This is a genomic window from Sporosarcina sp. CAU 1771, assembly GCF_054482775.1.
Genome location: NZ_JBTLRN010000019.1, coordinates 23643 through 42124, shown reverse-complemented (window position 1 = coordinate 42124; position 18482 = coordinate 23643). Strand labels below are relative to the sequence as shown.

The following is an 18482-nucleotide window of genomic DNA, read 5'->3' as shown; positions in this document are numbered from 1 at the left end:
AGATAATGGAGTTAGGGAAACCTTTTTGATTATGCTTCTTCTGGTGTACGAATTACGAGTACGTCGCATTTAGCAGAACGGACGATATTTTCGGATACACTTCCAATTAAAAAGCGTTCAACTGCATTTAAGCCTGTCGCTCCACAAATAATTAAATCAGCTTCTAGCTTTTTAGATAACTCACGTGCAATCATTGTTTTAGGTGAACCATAATCAATGACTACATTTACATGGCTTAATCCAGCAGCTTCAGCTTCTACCTTGTACGTACCAAGTAGTTCTTCAGCAAACTTTTGAGCTCGTTCTGCGATTGTTCGATCATATGCCTCAACAGAAGCGTATGAACGCGTGTCGATAATATTAATTAAATGCAATGCAGCGTCGTTTCTTTCGGCAATCGCAACTGCTTTTTTAAATGCCCAATCCGATTCTTTAGACCCGTCAATAGCAACGAGAATTTGTTTGTAAGTTAGAGTCAAAACAAACACCTCCATATATATTTAGTATTACATAGTACCTTTTCAATAAATGTATTCCGATATCCTTTATTTTTACGGAAGAAAAAATAGGAATTCGTCAAATAAGTCGAAAGTGTTACAGGTTTCGTAGACAATTAAATAAAGCCCTTGAAGTTGATACATGCATGTAGATATTGTTAAAAACAAGCAGAAGTCTTAGTAGTCTGCTAAAATATAGGAGGATAGTCAAGTACGAAATGGAACGTTCTTGACAGAGATTCACTTAATTTATAGGAGGCTCTATTAGTATGCGTATTGGTGTTCCCAAAGAAATATTAAACAATGAAAATCGAGTTGCAATAACGCCAGCAGGTGTGTTGACACTAAAAGCATCAGGGCACGAAGTACTCATCCAAACAGGTGCTGGACTAGGCTCTACCTTCTCAGATGAGGATTATATTGAGGCTGGTGCAAAAATTGTTGATTCAGCTCAAGATGCTTGGAATGCAGATATGGTAATGAAAGTAAAAGAACCTCAAATCTCTGAATATGATTTTTTACGTGAAGGTCAGACCGTATTTACTTATTTCCATTTGGCACAAGAGGCTCAACTTACTAGAGCGTTACTTGAAAAGAAAGTAACAGCTATTGCATATGAAACGGTTCAACTTCCTAATAACGCCTTGCCGCTTCTTGCTCCAATGAGTGAGGTAGCTGGACGGATGGCGACTCAATTAGGCGCACAGTTCTTACAAAAGACAAATGGTGGTCAAGGAATATTGCTTGGTGGACTACCTGGAGTCTCCCGAGGAAGAGTTACCATCATCGGCGGCGGAATGGCGGGAATGAATGCTGCTCGTGTTGCTATTGGGATGGGCGCATACGTAACTGTGATTGACCTTTCGACGGATCGACTACGTCAGTTAGAAGAAATGTTTGGAAACGATATTCAGACTCTTGTTTCTAATCCATATAACATTGCAGATGCGGTAAAGGAAGCTGACCTAGTTGTTGGTGCAGTTCTTATTCCGGGTGCTCGTGCACCGAAACTTGTTACTGAAGAGATGGTTAAATCAATGAAAAAAGGTTCTGTCATCGTTGATATAGCAATTGACCAAGGTGGTATTTTTGAAACATCTGACAGAGTAACAACGCATGATAATCCTACTTATGAGAAACACGGGGTTGTTCATTACGCTGTTGCAAATATGCCTGGTGCAGTTCCGCGTACGGCTACACTGGGACTTACAAATAACACGGTTCAATACGCTTTGCAAATTGCTGATAAAGGCCCTAAACAGGCTCTCTTAGATAATTTAGCACTTCAAAAAGGTTTGAACACATATAACGGTCACGTAACATACAAAGCAGTCGCAGATGCTCAAGATTTAGCATATGTTGAAGCAGAATCGGCTCTTAATAGCTAAATAATAAGACTATGTTAAATAACCTTGTTGATAGTTGATAAAGTATTTGTATACTCCTTGTCGAATGGAGTGGGAGGCGTGAAAATATCGCTTTGTCGCTCGGTGATGGCCTTCCGTAGTAAGCCCGTCAGAAGATCGCTGTCGGTCTTACTACTTCGGCTCACACTTGTCGCTTCGACGCTGTATCGTTTGGATTCAAGGTAAGCGACGTCGGGGTAGTGTAACAAGAGATTTTTGTACACTTCCAGTTGATTGAAGTGGAAGACGGCGACTCCGGGAGGACAGCGGGTCAGGTGAAACAACCAACGGGAGCGAAGCGAACGGGTTGGTCCACCGCCTGCCCTCCGGAAACGCGTCCGTCTGAAACGGAAATCAACGTGTTAGATACACTTACTCGAGCACTATTGTGAAATTAGCTTTATCAACATTATTATTTAACTGTGCTAATAATAAAATAAGGTTGTAAGCTTAAATATAAGCTTACAACCTTATTTTTATGAGGATTTGATAACAATTAGTTCTTTAGGGAACTTAGTTAAGACTTCTACACCATTTGCTGTTACGACTACATCGTCTTCAATTCGAACGCCAGTTATATCTGGATTGTAAATGCCGGGTTCAATGGTGAATACCATTCCTTCTGTAAGTTCCATCTCGTTTGTTGCTGTAATAGAAGGATATTCGTGTACGGATATTCCAAGGCCATGGCCAAGTCGGTGAGTGAAATATTCGCCATAACCTGCATTAACAATAACGTCTCTTGATGCCTTATCCAGATCCATAGCTCTTACACCTGGTCGTACAAGGTCGATCGCAGCCTGTTCTGCACGTTTAACAGTTTCATAAATTTCACGCTTTTCATCAGTTGGCTCACCAAAAGCAACAGTTCGGGTAATATCGGAACAATATCCTTTATATACGACACCGAGATCGAATAAGACAAAGTCGCCTTCTGTTATTTTACGGTCCCCAGGAGTTCCATGAGGAGAAGCGGTTTTAGGGCCAGAAAGCACTGTTGTGTCGAACGACATCTTTTGAACGCCTTTTTTCTTCATTTCAAATTCAATTGCCATTAAAATTTCTAATTCTGTCTTACCTTCTGCAATTTCATTACAACCCACTTGAATTGCATAATCGGCAAGTTCTGCAGCCTTCCGCAGATAGGATAATTCCTCTTCATTTTTAATGACGCGCATTGCATTCAATTGTTCATCGATTCTAGAAACGGTGGCGCCCGGGAATAATTCGTTTATACGTTCAAGGCGCTCAACAGTTAAATGAGTCTTTTCGATTGCTACGGAAGACAATGTTATTCCACGTTCATGTACTACTTTTTGTACTACATCCCACGCATCCTCAGTATCTTCATGACCTACAGCTTCAAAAACCCACCCAGCAGATTTTACATCCGGAATTTCCATTAACGGACAAATGATGAAGGGCTCCTGGTCTTTAAATACCATTACACCAAGCAAACGCTCGTGGGGGTCACTATCAAATCCTGATAGGTAAAAAACGTTTGCGGGTGTCGAAATAAACGCTGCATCTAGATTGTTAGATTGTAAATAATACTGTATTTTTTCAATTGTCTTCAATTAAATACCCTCCTCTAAGAATGTAACAATTATACCAGAAAAGAGGGTTTCGTGTTTGTGCAGCGAAATGATTATGTAGGTAACATAAATAATTGGGGAGGGTATACATATGCAACTTTCATACCACGGACATTCAATCGTGAAAATTAAAACAGGAGACTTTACGATTTTGATTGATCCCTTTATTACAGGTAACAAATTGACCGATCTTCTTGTTGAAAATGAAAAGCCAGATGTGATTTTATTAACTCATGGACATAATGATCATGTTGGAGACACGGTAGCTATCGCAAAGGCATGCGATGCACTTATTGTTGCACCAAATGAGCTGGCAATCTACCTTGGTTGGCGAGGAGTTCGAACACACGGTATGAATCTTGGTGGCGCAAAAACATTTGAGTTTGGCACTGTAAAATTCACACAAGCATTTCATAGCTCTTCTTATACGACGGAAGAAAATGAAATTATTTATACTGGAATGCCCGCTGGAATCCTTTTCATGGCGGAAGGAAAGACAATCTATCATGCTGGGGATACGGCTCTATTTATGGAGATGGAGCAAATTGGAAAACGTCATCCGATTGACGTTGCATTTCTTCCTATTGGAGATAACTTTACAATGGGTCCTGAAGATGCGGCATATGCAGTCGAACTTTTAAAGCCAAAATACGCCGTCCCGATTCACTTCAATACATTTCCGCCGATTGAACAAGACCCGAATGAGTTTAAAAAGCTAGTTGAAGAGTGTGAGGTAAAGATTCTGGAAGCAGGCGAGATTATCGAACTCTAACATATGAATCCGGGTGGTTACCTCCCATCCCGGATTTATTTTCGATTGAAGGTATAAAAGTTGATGGAACTAAATTTACTCAGAAATCCTTCAAGTCGTTTTAAATGGGCTGCTTTATGGTAGAATGTACATAGAGTGTGATAAAGAAAAAGGTGAAGAGATGGCGACAAAACACGAACAAATCCTTCAGTATATAAAAGGTCTTAGCGTCGGTGAAAAAATATCTGTGCGACAAGTAGCACGGGCACTTTCTGTAAGTGAAGGAACTGCATATCGAGCGATTAAAGAGGCAGAGAATAGAAAACTGGTTAATACTATTGAGCGTGTTGGAACGATACGAATCGAAAAGAAAAAAAGAGAAAATATAGAACATTTAACTTTTGCTGAAGTATTAAATGTTGTGGATGGTCAAGTTCTTGGTGGACGAGATGGTCTTCATAAAACATTGACGAAATTTGTCATCGGTGCGATGCAGCTTGATGATATGATGCGATACATAGATGCGGGCAACCTACTTATCGTAGGGAATCGACAGAAAGCCCATAAAACCTCGTTATTGGCTGGTGCTGCGGTACTTGTAACAGGTGGATTCGACGCTTCTGAAGAGGTGAAAAAACTTGCAGATAAGTTGGAACTACCCGTAATATCAACAAGTTATGACACATTTACGGTAGCTACGATGTTGAATCGTGCCATTTTTGACCAGCTAATTGAGAAGAAGATACTTTTAGCAGAAGATATATTAACTCCATTTTCAGAAACGGTTGTTTTATCGCCGAATGCCTTAGTTAGTGAATTCAATGCGATTAATCAAAAAACCCAACACTCGGGATATCCAGTTATCGAAGATTCGGGGAAATTGGTGGGTATTATCACATCCAGGGATGTGATTGGTAAATCGCTAGACGATTCGATCCGAAAAGTAATGACTCGGAATCCGATTACGGTTACGGAGAAGACGAGTGTTACTTCAGCAGGGCATAGCATGATTTGGGAAGGTCTAGACTTAATTCCAGTTGTTACAGACACAGGAATCCTTGCGGGAATTCTGAGTAGGCAAGATGTCCTCAAGGCTTTCCAAATGGCACAACGTCAACCTCAACAAGGCGAAACGATTGATGATATTGTGAAAAATCAAATGGAAGTTGTTTCAGATGAAGATTTTGCAGTTGAATTTACCGTTGTTCCTCAGTTAACCAATCAGTTTGGAACATTATCTTACGGTGCGATGACTACACTGCTCACAGATGCCGGAAATAGTGCAATTAAAATTCATAAACGCGGTGAAAGTGTCCCTGAAAATATGACGATTTATTTTATTAAGCATGTCCAATTAGGGACGACTGTTCGTGTAGAACCGAGAATTATGCAAATGAGTCGAAGACTTGTTAAAGTAGACTTTGACGTTCTTTCTGAAGGAGATATTGTTTGTAAAGCTATGATAACTTATCAATTATTTGAGAGGTAAAAAAGTCGGAAACTGAAATGAGATAGTGAGTTTCCACAAAAAAACACTGATGCATAGATTTGCATCAGTGTTCGTTAATTCGAGCTTCTTCTTCTATAAATTGCTTGTAGTGCTTACTTGCTCTGTAATTAAAGATAGAAACATACACACCGATTGGAATGAAAATTGCAGCAATGATATACCTTGTGATTCCAATGTCTAACGTAAATTGATTGAGTCCAAAAAATATAAGTAAGGTACCGAGGTAAATACCCGCCATACTCGCGTACATTTTTTTTCGAATAGGCAATACACGTGTGGTGCGGAATTGACGCAATTTAAAATAAAAATAAAAAACAGCAGATGCGATAACTACAAACACTAAAAATAAGTTAAACATTAAAGCCCTCCATTGATAGCAGATCTTAATTCATTGTATCGGCTTTTTATTTAGATTGCGACCACAATATACTGAAACGCGAGGAGAAATAACTATGCAAAGACAAATCATAGACACAATTGAAAAGTTTAATAAAATTATAATTATTCGCCATGTCCGACCAGATCCAGATGCTTATGGGTCTCAAATGGGTCTTAAAGAACTGATAAAAGAAAATTATCCTGAAAAAGAAGTTTATGCAGTTGGGGAGCACGAAGAATCTCTATCTTATCTTGGAAGTCCAGATGTAGTTGAAGAATCACTCTACAAAGAGGCATTAATAATTGTAACGGACACAGGAAATACAGAGCGTATCGACAGCGATTTTTATACGAAAGGCGCATTGTTAATGAAGATAGATCATCATCCCAATACAGATCCTTATGGTGATGTTAAGTGGGTTGATACCAAAGCTAGCTCTACTTCGGAGATGATAACTGCATTATTTGAAGAGGGGGAAGTATACCGTGGATGGAAAATGCCATCCAATGCTGCACGCCTGTTGTTTGCTGGAATTGTCGGAGATACTGGCCGCTTCATGTTCCCAAGTGCAACGGACCTAACTTTCGAACGAGCTAGTAAATTAATTAAATATGATTTTGACCGTGCGGAATTATTTGCAGGAATGTACGAGGTTGAACGAAAATTACTTCATCTGCAAGGCTATATTTTCCAAAACTTTGAAATAGATGATAATGGGGCGGCGTTTATCAAATTAGATCGTGCTACCCTTCAGAAATTCGATGTATCGCCCATTGAAACATCTCAATTAGGTGGGGCTCTTGGTGAAGTGAAAGGTATTTGTTCATGGGTCATATTTATTGAAGAAGAGCATCAAATCCGTGCTCGTTTAAGATCTAAGGGTCCTGCGATTAATTCCCTCGCTGAAGAATATAGAGGTGGTGGACACCCGCTTGCTTCTGGGGCATCCGTGCGTTCGTGGGAAGAGGCAGACGAGTTAGTAATGAAACTTAAAGAACTATGTGTGAAATAATACGAGCGGAGGGATTCTGTTGACATTAGCCTATCCGCAATTAGTTACAGGCGCAGACCTTTTACGTGGAATTATTAAACTTAACCATCTAGCCCCCCTTCTGCAACGGAGAGGGGCTAGTGCTGCGGCAATTGTCAATTCCAAATTATACGGTGTAAGGTCATTTTATAAAACGATGCAAAAATATAATATTCATCCAGTTATTGGTTTGTCTATTCCTCTCGATATTGGAGAAGAAAGTAATCTTTACTCCTATTTGTATGCTGAAAATGATGAAGGCTACCGGAATTTATTGAAAATTAGTAGTGCAATTTCTACAGGGGATACAGAGGCATTGCCACTGAAATGGCTTGCTGCATATAGCAAGGGATGTATCCTAATTCTACCTATGACGGACCCGTCTTGGGAGAGTCAGCGAGATGAAGAGAAGTTGCAGAGGATAATAAAAAATTCAGGAAGTTCTAAAGTCGTTGTTGGTGTGTCGAGGCAGAGTGGAGTTCAACATGATGAGGAAGCACTGATCGAACTACTCGCTATTGAGTTGAATTTAGAAATCGTGGCAGTAAATGAATCAAGATTTATACATCCTGAAGATGCGTTTACTTATGAAGTTGCAGAAGCAATTCGAGAAGGGCATAAGTTAGAAGATGTTTCTGGAGTGGAAAGAGCATACGAAAAAGCGTATATACCAGAAGAAGCAGAGTTGAAATCTTGGTTTGAAGGTAAGGAAAGTTGGCTTTTAAATATGTCTAACCTTCTACATTCATGTACAGCGGAAGTACCTCCAAGTGAAACACTAATGCCTATTTTTCCAGTTCCTGAAGGAGAAAACACGGATGCAATTCTAAAAAGGCATTGTTTAGAGGGGTTAATTAAAAGAAATGGGAAACTAGAAAAGGCATATGAGGATCGATTGTCCTATGAGTTATCTATAATCCATGAAATGGGATACGTAGATTACTTTCTGATCGTCGAGGATTTCATGAACTACGCAATGAACCAAAATATACTAACGGGCCCAGGACGAGGGTCGTCTGCAGGCTCATTAGTTGCCTTTGCGCTAGGAATAACGGATGTGGACCCTCTTCGATACGGATTAGTTTTTGAGCGTTTTTTAAATCCAGGGCGTGTAACGATGCCAGATATTGATATTGATTTTGCAGATAATCGGCGTGAAGAAGTAATTCAGTATGTGGCAGAGAAGTATGGAAAATCTCATGTAGCGCAAATTATTACGTTTGGAACACTTTCTGCAAGAGCTGTAGCACGAAATGTGGCACGTGTCTTTGGATTTACAAATGAAGAAATGAACTTTTTGTCGAAAGAGATTCCAAGCCGTCCGGGAATTACGCTAACTCAAGCAGTCAAAGAATCCAAAAGATTGAGCGATTGGGTAAAGTTGGATTCGATTCGTAGCAAGTGGTTTGAGACTGCATGTACTCTCGAAGGACTTCCCCGTAACGCATCGACACATGCCGCCGGTGTTATCCTATCACCAAAACCCCTCGTAGAAACAGTTCCTCTTCAAGGTGGAGAAGAAGGGATTTATTTAACGCAATGGCCAATGGGCGATGTTGAAGAACAAGGATTGTTAAAAATGGATTTTCTTGGGCTTCGGAATCTAACGTTATTAGATCGAATTCGGTCAATGATTCTTTACGATAAAGGTGTCCGAATCGATTTCGAGAAAATTCCTTTGGATGATGAAAAGACATTTGAACTTTTTAAAAAGGCAGATACAACGGGCATATTTCAATTTGAATCGAATGGCATGAGAGAAGCACTTCGTTTAATACAACCGACCCTTTTCCAAGATATTTATGCAATCAATGCTTTGTATCGCCCCGGACCGATGGATAACATTCCTTTATATAGCCGAAGAAAACATGGGGAGGAGCAGATTACGTATATTCACCCATTGTTAGCGCCAGTCCTTGAGGAAACGTATGGGGTAATTGTGTATCAAGAGCAAATCATGCAGATCGCAGTGAATATCGCTGGTTTCTCAATGTCAGAAGCCGACCTTTTGCGACGTGCAATTAGTAAAAAGAGTCACGTTATTCTTAATGAAGAGAGACTGCATTTTATCACAAGTACGGTGAATAATGGTTTTTCGGAAGAAGTAGCCAAAGCAATCTACGAATTAATTGTAAAGTTTGCGGATTATGGATTTGCAAAAAGTCACGCGGTTGCCTATTCTTTGATCTCCTACCAATTAGCCTATTTGAAAGCGAATGAACCAGCCTATTTTTATGCATCTCTTTTGTCCTCAACTATCGGTAATGGGGAAAAAACTGCCGAGATAAAGCGGGAAGCTGAAGCGAAGGGGATTGTATTCCTATCCCCATCCGTCGCCAAAAGTAAGTATTTGTATAGCGTTCGTAACGGAGCGATTCAAATGGGTCTAAGTTCAATTAAGGGAGTGACACCTTCGTTTTATCAGGCTTTACGACAGACCAGAAGTCAAGGTGAAACGTGGAAAAATATGTTTGATCTGGCAGTGGTCCTCGGTGCAGATGTTTTCACTGAGAAAAGTATTGGTGCGCTCATTAAAGCAGGAGCACTTGATGAATTTAATGAACCAAGGTCTGTTTTGCTTGCATCTATAGATGCCGCGTTAGCACATGCGCTGTTCCTTCGCCCTGAGAATGGAGATGATCTCCTTTCGGATGTTATGAGTTCGATAGCGAGTCCAAAATATTCACCAGGGAAACCGTTGTCGCATATGGAAAACCTTGAGAATGAACGTGAAGTGCTTGGTTTCTATCTTTCGGAGCACCCTGCCTCAGAAATAAAGAAGCAGCATGATCTGAATTTTACAGATGCGATTGAATTGAAAGGGATTAGCGAGCGTGCAAATGTGACTCTTGCTGGATTAATAACGGACATTAAACGAATTCGAACGAAAAAAGGTGAATCCATGGCCTTTGTATCTTTACAAGATGAAACAGGTATCGTTTCGTGCACTTTATTTCCAAAACAATACACGGCAGCCGCCGAAATGTTGGAGGAAAAGAACATGATTATTGTGCATGGTACGGTCGAAAGAAGGAAGGGACAACTCCAAATTCTTGTTCAGCAAATAAATGCAGTTTAGAAATCCATTTATATTAGCAGTTCCACAGTTAAAAATTACTTCTTTCACTTTACGTCAGGCATCCTTTTCTGTATGCTAAGATACAGGAGTGGTCAGACCACTTTTCAGTTACGATGATTTCTAAGGGGTTACTAAATGGAAAATGTAAAGACATCATCAAAGATGTTTCTAGATATTGTCGGAGAGTTAAGGGCTTTAATCTCGAAGGAAGGGATTCAGGCTGGTGATAGATTGCCTTCTGAACGGGAGTTAGCCGAACGACTTAAAGTGGGGAGATCTACAATACGTGAGGCACTTCGAAGCCTTGAATTACTAGGGCTAATTGAAACTCGTCGAGGAGAAGGAACGTTCTTGACGGACTTTCGAAAACATCAGCTAGTAGAGGTCTTAGCGGAATTCATTATGCAACAGCCAGATTCGATAAATGATGTTCGTGGAACTCGTAGAATCCATGAAATTTCAGCAATCGAGTCTGTTTGTCGAGACAGTCGATTACGAACCTTGCCTGTATGGAAAGGTTTACTTGCAAAAATGAATGAGGATGGCGAAATTTTACGAGAAGATATTATCCGTGAAATTCTTGTTGCTGCAGAAAATCGGTTATCGTTAAAGATTTGGTTTCTGTTGAAGCAATATAGCGAACCGCCTTTTGATGAGATGACAAATGAAAATGAATTCGAATTGTTGAACAATCTGCTTCAAGGTGTGCTTGATGGCAATGAGGAAATTGCTTTGCATGCTTATATGGAATGGATTGACTTAGTTGAAGGAGAAAGCAGGGATAGTAGAAATGATACGTGAAATGTTTATGAAAAATAGGAAGAAGCATCCATTAACAATTCCTTCTAGTCATACGAAAAATGATGTTCCGGAAGGTCTTATGACAAAGTGTCCGGAGTGTAAGCATATAATATTAACTAAAGATTTGATTCAAGCACTTCAAGTTTGTCCGCAATGTGATTACCATTACCGAATGACGGCTGTAGACCGTGCTAAACATATTTTCGATGAAGGTACGTTTGTGTCTATGGACAATCATTTAAGAACAGTAAATCCTCTGGAATTCCCTGTTTACACTGAAAAAGTAGAAGCAGATGCAGAAAAAACAGGCTTGAATGAAGCAGTTCTTACGGGCGTAGGGGAAATTGGCGGAAACCAAGTAGCAGTTGCTATTATGGATTCATTCTTTCGTATGGGATCGATGGGCTCTGTTGTTGGCGAGAAAATAACACGTGCAATTGAAAAAGCGACTGAATTGAATATTCCTATCCTTATATTTTCTGCAAGTGGAGGGGCTAGAATGCAAGAAGGCGTTCTATCTTTAATGCAGATGGCTAAAACAAGTGTTGCACTAAATCGCCATGCAGAGAAAAAATTGCTGTTTATATCTGTAATGACTTATCCCACGACAGGTGGCGTTTCAGCAAGTTTTGCATCAGTTGGAGATATTAACCTTGCTGAGCCAAAAGCATTAATAGGTTTTGCGGGTAGGCGTGTCATTGAACAAACAGTTCGGGAAAAACTTCCAGAAGACTTCCAAACTGCGGAATTTTTATTAGAGCATGGACAGCTCGATGCGGTAATACATCGTTCTGAAATGAAAGAATCACTTGATCGAATTATACGATTGCATTCGAAAGGAGCGAACTGATATGGGGAAGACGTTATCATTTGAAGAACCAATCATTCGACTTCGGGAAAAAATTAGTGAACTTGAAGAATTTACAGCGTCTTCTGATGTCGATTTATCCGATGAAATTGGTACACTTAAAGAGCGATTAAAAAAATTAGAAATTGAAATCTATGAGAATATGGAGCCATGGGACCGAGTTCAAGTAGCAAGACATCCACAACGTCCCACAACTCTTGATTATATAGAAGACCTCTTTGAAGACTTTATGCAATTGCATGGTGATCGAGGTTTTGGCGATGATTTAGCGATTGTTGGAGGAATAGCACATTTTAATAATATCCCTGTCACTGTAATTGGTCATCAAAGAGGAAAAGATACAAAAGAAAACGTTAAAAGAAATTTTGGGATGCCACATCCAGAAGGCTATCGGAAAGCATTGCGTTTAATGAAGCAAGCTGAGAAGTTTAATCGACCAATTATTTGTTTTATTGATACAAAAGGTGCCTATCCAGGTAAAGCAGCAGAGGAACGCGGCCAGAGTGAAGCGATTGCTAGAAATTTGGTTGAGATGGCTGGTCTAACAGTACCTGTTATTTCTATTGTGATTGGAGAAGGAGGAAGTGGAGGTGCCTTGGCACTAGGTGTAGCGAATCACATTCATATGCTCGATAACTCGACCTACTCCGTTATTTCTCCTGAAGGTGCTGCGACAATTTTATGGAAGGATGCAAGTTTATCCAAACAGGCTGCGGAAGCAATGAGGATAACTGCTCCATTTTTGAAGGAAATGGGAATAATTGATACGATTGTCCCGGAAATACTTGGTGGAGCGCATCGTAATCCGAAAGCACAATCAGTATATATTGGCGAAGTAATTAAAAACTCATTGCAACAATTAGAAAGTATGAGTGCCAATGAATTGGTTGATAATCGATATGAAAAGTTTCGTTCAATGGGTGTATTTACCGAGTCCGAATAAGTACTGATTAAATCGTATCGAGAGATACTTTGTTATTGGGTGCAACCTACATAATAGGAGTGACTTGAATGAAGAAAATTGCTGTATTGACAAGTGGCGGAGATGCCCCAGGTATGAATGCTGCAGTGCGTTCTGTAGTTCGGAAGGCGATTTATGAAGGGGTAGAAGTTGCTGGAATTCTTAATGGCTATCAAGGCTTAATTGATGGAAAGATTGAACTTTTGCAACTCGGTTCAGTCGGCGATATTATTCAACGCGGCGGTACGGTTCTACGCTCTGCTCGATGTCCGGAGTTCCGAACTTTAGAAGGGCGTGAAGAAGGTCTACGCCAATTGAAAAAGCATGCAATCGAAGGTCTTGTCGTTATTGGTGGTGATGGGTCATTCAGAGGTGCTTATGAATTATCAACACTAGGAATTCCATGTGTTGGTGTTCCAGCAACAATCGATAATGATATAAACGGTACTCAGTTTACGATTGGTTTTGACACAGCATTAAATACAGTTATTGGCGCTGTCGATAAAATTAGGGATACGGCCTCGTCTCATGAAAGAACCTTTATTATTGAAGTTATGGGGCGTAACGCAGGTGATCTTGCGCTTTGGGCGGGTCTTGCTGGTGGTGCAGAGACAATCCTCATACCTGAAGAGAGAGAGAAAACTGAAGATATTATAGAACGACTCAAAAGTGGTTCGGGGCGTGGGAAAAAACACAGCATTATTATCGTGGCTGAAGGGGTTATGTCCGCAAGTGAACTTTCTTCAATTCTTAAAAGTAAAGCAGGCATTGATGCACATGTATCTGTTTTGGGGCATATTCAACGCGGAGGTTCACCTTCTGCCCGCGATCGAGTAATTGCGAGTCAGTTCGGTGCTCGGGCGGTGGAGGTTTTACTAAAGGGACAAGGAAGTTTAGCTGTTGGCATGAAAAATAATGTCGTGATAGAATATGATTTACAGGACGTTTTCAGTAAAAGTAATAAATTGGATGCTTCAATGTATAAGCTATCCAAGGAACTGTCTATATAAGTTGTTGTTCTTTCGTGATCAGCGAGAACTTTACTATAAGAAATACATGTATATAACTTTATACAATCACATAAAAAGAGGCGATTATTGATGAGAAAGACGAAAATTGTATGTACGATAGGACCGGCAAGTGAATCCGAGGAATTGCTCGAGCAACTCATAGACGCAGGTATGAACGTTGCCCGATTAAACTTTTCTCATGGTAATCATGAGGAACATAAAATTCGAATTGACAGGATTAGGGAAGTAGCCCGCAATAAAGGGAAGGTTGTTGGAATCTTACTAGATACTAAAGGGCCTGAAATTAGAACCCATTCGATGGAAAATAACAGAATTGAATTACAAACAGGCCAACAAATTAACATATCAATGACTGAAGTTACAGGAACCAATGAGGTATTTTCGGTTACATACAGTAAGTTGATTGAAGACGTTAACGAGGGCTCCACAATCTTACTTGATGATGGATTGATTCAGCTAGAAGTTACAGGGAAAGACGTAAAACAAGGACTCATTCATACGATGGTAATCAATTCTGGATCTTTACAAAACAATAAAGGTGTGAATGTGCCAGGTGCTACGGTTCAACTTCCAGGGATGACTGAAAAAGATGAAGAAGATATCTTATTTGGAATTAAAGAAGACGTAGACTTTATAGCAGCTTCTTTCGTAAGAAGAGCTTCTGACGTTTTAGAAATTAGAACATTGCTTGATAAAAATAAAGGTGGACATATCCAAATCATTCCTAAAATTGAAAACGAAGAAGGCGTCGATAATATCGATGAAATACTCGTAGTTTCAGAAGGATTAATGGTTGCACGTGGGGATCTTGGCGTAGAAATACCTGCTGAAGAAGTTCCTCTAGTCCAAAAGAGATTAATTGAAAAATGTAATCAAGCGGGGAAGCCGGTAATAACAGCAACTCAAATGTTAGATTCTATGCAGCGTAATCCTCGTCCAACCCGTGCTGAAGCGAGTGACGTAGCGAATGCCATTTTGGATGGTTCAGATGCCATTATGCTTTCGGGTGAAACAGCTGCAGGCTTGTACCCAGTTGAATCTGTATTGACAATGGATAGAATTGCACGTAGTACTGAAGCTGCTGTTGATTACCAAAAAGTTGTTTCAACACGCCGTCGGGAAAAGCATGGTAATATGACGGAAGCGATTGGCCAAGCTGCTTCTTACACAGCTATTAATCTAAAAGTTAAAGCAATCTTAGCACCAACACAAAGTGGACAAACTGCAAGAATGATTTCAAAGTATCGTCCAGGGTGCCCAATTATCGCACTAACTTCTTCCGAAAGTATATCTAATAAACTTACTTTAGTATGGGGGATTTATCCAATTGTAGGTCAGGAAGTATCCTCGATCGATGCAATTTTAGAAGAGTCAATAGAAGAAAGTGTGAAGCACCAATATGTGAGTCATGGTGACGTTGTTATTATTACAGCAGGTGTTCCAGTTGGTAAAGCTGGATCAACAAACTTGATGAAAATTCATGTTGTTGGTGACCTTCTAGCAAAAGGACAGGGAATCGGTAAATCAGTTGCTTTTGGTCGTGCAGTCGTAGCCAATACGCTTGATGAAGCACTGGCACAAAACATTGAAGGCGCAATTTTAGTAACACAAAGCTCTGATAAAGATATGATGCCTGCCATCGAGAAATGCTCAGGGTTGATCACTGAAGAAGGCGGTCTAACTAGCCATGCCGCAATCGTAGGGTTAAGCCTTGGAATTCCAGTAATTGTTGGAGTGAAAAATGCAACAGAACTAATTAAAAAAGGTAACGATATTACTATGGATGCCGAATCAGGAGTTATTTATAACGGACACGCGAGTGTTCTTTGAAAAACGGCTGCTTCCGAAAACTTTCGGTAGCAGCTTTCTTTTTTTATTTAATGAACTTACTCGCATTTGATAATTGAAAGAGGTGGCTTTACGAATGAAATGGATTGCACTAGCGTTTATCATTATACCTACAGCCGAGCTCGTCTTATTGATCTATTCAGGCCAGTTGATTGGATTACTACCAACGATAGCAATTATCCTTGCTACAGGAATAGGTGGCGCCTATTTGGCAAAGCGGCAAGGGATGAAAGCATGGAATGAATTAAGAAGACGCATGGAAGTTATGGAGACACCTGGAGATGCATTAATTGACAGTGCCTGTATTTTTACTGGCGGTATATTTCTTCTCATGCCCGGTTTTTTAACGGATATAATTGGTTTTCTATTGCTTTTTAGCTGGCCAAGAAATTTAATCCGTCCATCTATTCAGAGATGGATTTACAAGAAAATGAAAAACAGACAAATTATTTTGAGGTGAAAAGTGGATGGCTTTTTACTTTTGTCGCTGCAAATAAGAGAAAAGGCGTCAGTAATATGCCCACGAGGCCAAATAAATAAAAAGAGCTAGCCATAATGAAAAATGTATGGATTGGTTTAAGCTGAAAAGTGGAAGCATACATGTAAGACTCTGCAATTTGGCGGGTAACAAGTGTGAAAATATAGAGTAAGACCAGTGCGATGCCAATATACAAATCGCCTAAGTATAGAAAGAATATGGCCATAGGTATAAGGAACAGTCCGACTCCGAAAAAAGGAAGACTGTCTACAAGTGAGATAATAAAAGCTACACCGATGGGGGATTTGAACTTTAGAAACACAAACCCAAGTGCTAGAATAATGAATGTAAAGAATACGAGTCGTAGTTCTACGAAGATGAATGTTCCGACAAGCTTGCCGGCAGCTGTCAACATTCGTCTTGCCGATTGTCGAATTACAGTTGGAAAGTATGCGAGAAACCAAAATTTGTTTTTACCAGATTCTCTTAAACTGAAAAAGAAAGCAACTAGGAAAATAAAGAGGCTAAACAGTTGCTGAAGTATTGTTCGTATAGTTGTGATCGCATATTCCAACATTGCCTGTCCATACTGAATAATTTTTTCCTCAAGGAAAGTAATTGTTTTACCTGGGATATCTGTGTTTTTTGTATACGGTGAAAGATGCTGTTCAATAGTTGGCACGATGTCGATAAAACCATGAAGAGCAACATAAGTAAATGTGCTTGTCAAAAAAAGTAATAACGACATAACGAGTAAAGTAGCGATCGTCAACGGTAGTTTTGTAACTGATTTTACAGCAAGTAGGATTGGTGCTGAAAAGTATGCTAGAATGATAGCTAGAGCTACTGGTGGGACGAGGTAAATCATTACCGCGGTTATTAATGCAGGAGTCCATTTAATAAATACTGTTTGTAGTAGGTTTTTTTTAGCAGCGCTAAGTGACATTTTAAACCTTCCTTTCGGGAAAAACAAAATATATTAAGCGTTTTTATTCACAAAACGGACAAAGTTGATTATAATGGATTCTGTAAGCATTTTAAATAGCGCACTAGCAGACAGGCCGTTTCCTGCCTTTTTTTATGGGAAGAACGGCAACATTGAAAGAAGGAGCGATTCACATGACATCACCCAAAGGGTTGGAGGGCATCGTAGCAACGCAGTCAGCAATAAGCTCAATCATTGATGACACACTTACATACGTAGGTTACGACATTGACGATCTTGCAGATAATGCCAGTTTTGAAGAAGTAGTTTATCTTTTATGGCATCAGCGTTTGCCAAAGAAAGAGGAATTGGCAGAGTTGAAAAAACAACTTGCAGATAACATGTCTGTTCCACAAGAAGTTCTTAATCACTTTAAAACCTATCCTATCGGGGAAGTACACCCGATGGCTGCCTTGCGTACAGCGGTTTCCCTTCTCGGATTATACGATGACAAAGCAGAAGATATGTCTGACGAAGCAAACTATGAAAAAGCAATTAAATTACAAGCTAAAATCGCAACGATTGTAACTGCATTTTCTCGTATTCGTAAAGGCCTAGAGCCGGTAGCACCTAAGCCAGAACTTAGCTATGCTGCAAACTTCCTTTACATGCTTTCTGGCGAAGAGCCGAAAGATATTGCGATTGAAGCGTTTGATAAGGCACTTGTGCTTCATGCAGATCATGAGTTGAATGCATCGACATTCACTGCTCGTGTATGTGTAGCAACGTTGTCTGATGTATACTCTGGTGTTACAGCTGCAATAGGTGCACTTAAAGGACCACTTCACGGTGGTGCGAATGAGCAAGTAATGAAAATGCTAATGGAAATTGGTTCGGAAGAGAATGTAGAACCATACATTAGAGAGAAATTAGACAACAAAGAAAAAATTATGGGCTTTGGACACCGCGTATACCGTAAAGGGGATCCACGCGCGAAGCATCTTCGTGAAATGTCCAAAAAACTAACAACACTTCGTGGTGAAGAGAAATATTATAATATGTGTATTCAAATCGAAGAAATCGTAACGGGTGAAAAGAATCTACCACCTAACGTAGATTTCTTCTCAGCATCTGTATATCACTCATTAGATATTGACCATGACCTGTTTACGCCTATCTTTGCAGTTTCTCGTATCTCGGGTTGGATTGCTCACATTCTTGAGCAGTATGCAAATAATAGGTTAATTCGTCCACGTGCTGAGTACACTGGACCAGGCATGCAAAAATATGTTTCAATTGACGAAAGATAAAAATGAAGAGGGC

At 39.9% G+C, this 18482-nt stretch carries 16 protein-coding genes; 12 read left to right on the top strand and 4 right to left on the bottom strand.

The window, feature by feature from the left end; genetic code table 11:
* Positions 1-29 precede the first annotated feature (29 nt).
* Entirely contained in the window at positions 30-479 is a 450-nt protein-coding gene (locus ACXYMX_RS12355; protein WP_459044542.1) for a universal stress protein, read from the bottom strand.
* 287 nt (positions 480-766) lie between these two features.
* Between ACXYMX_RS12355 and ald the strand changes: the two genes are divergently transcribed.
* The gene (gene ald, locus ACXYMX_RS12350) at positions 767-1885 is read left to right on the top strand and encodes an alanine dehydrogenase (RefSeq protein WP_459044541.1); all 1119 of its coding nucleotides are present in this window, start codon (positions 767-769) and stop codon (positions 1883-1885) included.
* Between the two features lie 494 nt (positions 1886-2379).
* Here the strand turns inward: ald and ACXYMX_RS12345 are convergent, their stop codons facing one another.
* A complete protein-coding gene (locus tag ACXYMX_RS12345; protein ID WP_459044540.1) occupies positions 2380-3480 on the bottom strand; it encodes a M24 family metallopeptidase in 1101 nt (366 codons plus the stop codon).
* Positions 3481-3589: 109 nt separating this feature from the next.
* Here ACXYMX_RS12345 and ACXYMX_RS12340 point away from each other — a divergent pair, with 109 nt between their 5' ends.
* Both ACXYMX_RS12340 and ACXYMX_RS12335 read left to right on the top strand, forming a co-directional pair.
* Positions 3590-4270 carry a metal-dependent hydrolase gene (locus tag ACXYMX_RS12340; RefSeq protein WP_459044539.1) on the top strand — a complete coding sequence of 227 codons (681 nt, stop codon included), beginning with the start codon at positions 3590-3592 and terminating at the stop codon, positions 4268-4270.
* Between the two features lie 160 nt (positions 4271-4430).
* The gene (locus tag ACXYMX_RS12335) at positions 4431-5738 is read left to right on the top strand and encodes a DRTGG domain-containing protein (RefSeq protein WP_459044538.1); all 1308 of its coding nucleotides are present in this window, start codon (positions 4431-4433) and stop codon (positions 5736-5738) included.
* A gap of 64 nt (positions 5739-5802) precedes the next feature.
* Here the strand turns inward: ACXYMX_RS12335 and ACXYMX_RS12330 are convergent, their stop codons facing one another.
* Positions 5803-6117, bottom strand: a complete 315-nt coding sequence (locus ACXYMX_RS12330; RefSeq protein ID WP_459044537.1) for a YtpI family protein — start codon at positions 6115-6117, stop codon at positions 5803-5805.
* Between the two features lie 94 nt (positions 6118-6211).
* On the opposite strand from ACXYMX_RS12330, the gene ACXYMX_RS12325 reads away from it, so the two are divergent.
* The 8 genes from ACXYMX_RS12325 to ACXYMX_RS12290 all read left to right on the top strand — a co-directional run bounded on the left by ACXYMX_RS12325 (position 6212) and on the right by ACXYMX_RS12290 (position 16216).
* Complete coding sequence (locus tag ACXYMX_RS12325) at positions 6212-7150, top strand: DHH family phosphoesterase (RefSeq protein ID WP_459044536.1); 939 nt, start codon at positions 6212-6214, stop codon at positions 7148-7150.
* A gap of 19 nt (positions 7151-7169) precedes the next feature.
* Positions 7170-10247 carry a DNA polymerase III subunit alpha gene (locus tag ACXYMX_RS12320; protein ID WP_459044535.1) on the top strand — a complete coding sequence of 1026 codons (3078 nt, stop codon included), beginning with the start codon at positions 7170-7172 and terminating at the stop codon, positions 10245-10247.
* 135 nt (positions 10248-10382) lie between these two features.
* Positions 10383-11048 carry a FadR/GntR family transcriptional regulator gene (locus ACXYMX_RS12315; RefSeq protein ID WP_459044534.1) on the top strand — a complete coding sequence of 222 codons (666 nt, stop codon included), beginning with the start codon at positions 10383-10385 and terminating at the stop codon, positions 11046-11048.
* The gene (gene accD / locus ACXYMX_RS12310; protein WP_459044533.1) at positions 11038-11898 is read left to right on the top strand and encodes an acetyl-CoA carboxylase, carboxyltransferase subunit beta; all 861 of its coding nucleotides are present in this window, start codon (positions 11038-11040) and stop codon (positions 11896-11898) included. Before ACXYMX_RS12315 ends, accD begins: the two co-directional genes overlap by 11 nt.
* 1 nt (position 11899) lies before the next feature.
* A complete protein-coding gene (accA, locus tag ACXYMX_RS12305; protein ID WP_459044532.1) occupies positions 11900-12859 on the top strand; it encodes an acetyl-CoA carboxylase carboxyl transferase subunit alpha in 960 nt (319 codons plus the stop codon).
* Between the two features lie 68 nt (positions 12860-12927).
* A complete protein-coding gene (pfkA, locus tag ACXYMX_RS12300; RefSeq protein WP_459044531.1) occupies positions 12928-13887 on the top strand; it encodes a 6-phosphofructokinase in 960 nt (319 codons plus the stop codon).
* A gap of 90 nt (positions 13888-13977) precedes the next feature.
* Positions 13978-15738: a pyruvate kinase gene (pyk, locus tag ACXYMX_RS12295; RefSeq protein WP_459044530.1), complete on the top strand. Its 1761-nt coding sequence runs from the start codon at positions 13978-13980 to the stop codon at positions 15736-15738.
* A gap of 94 nt (positions 15739-15832) precedes the next feature.
* The gene (locus tag ACXYMX_RS12290; protein WP_459044529.1) at positions 15833-16216 is read left to right on the top strand and encodes an FxsA family protein; all 384 of its coding nucleotides are present in this window, start codon (positions 15833-15835) and stop codon (positions 16214-16216) included.
* Here the strand turns inward: ACXYMX_RS12290 and ACXYMX_RS12285 are convergent.
* Positions 16203-17180 (bottom strand): AI-2E family transporter, encoded by a 978-nt coding sequence (locus ACXYMX_RS12285; RefSeq protein ID WP_459044528.1) that lies wholly within the window; start codon positions 17178-17180, stop codon positions 16203-16205. The two genes, ACXYMX_RS12290 and ACXYMX_RS12285, sit on opposite strands and share 14 nt — an antisense overlap.
* 173 nt (positions 17181-17353) lie before the next feature.
* On the opposite strand from ACXYMX_RS12285, the gene citZ reads away from it, so the two are divergent.
* A complete protein-coding gene (citZ, locus tag ACXYMX_RS12280; RefSeq protein ID WP_459044527.1) occupies positions 17354-18469 on the top strand; it encodes a citrate synthase in 1116 nt (371 codons plus the stop codon).
* The last annotated feature ends 13 nt before the right edge of the window (positions 18470-18482 follow it).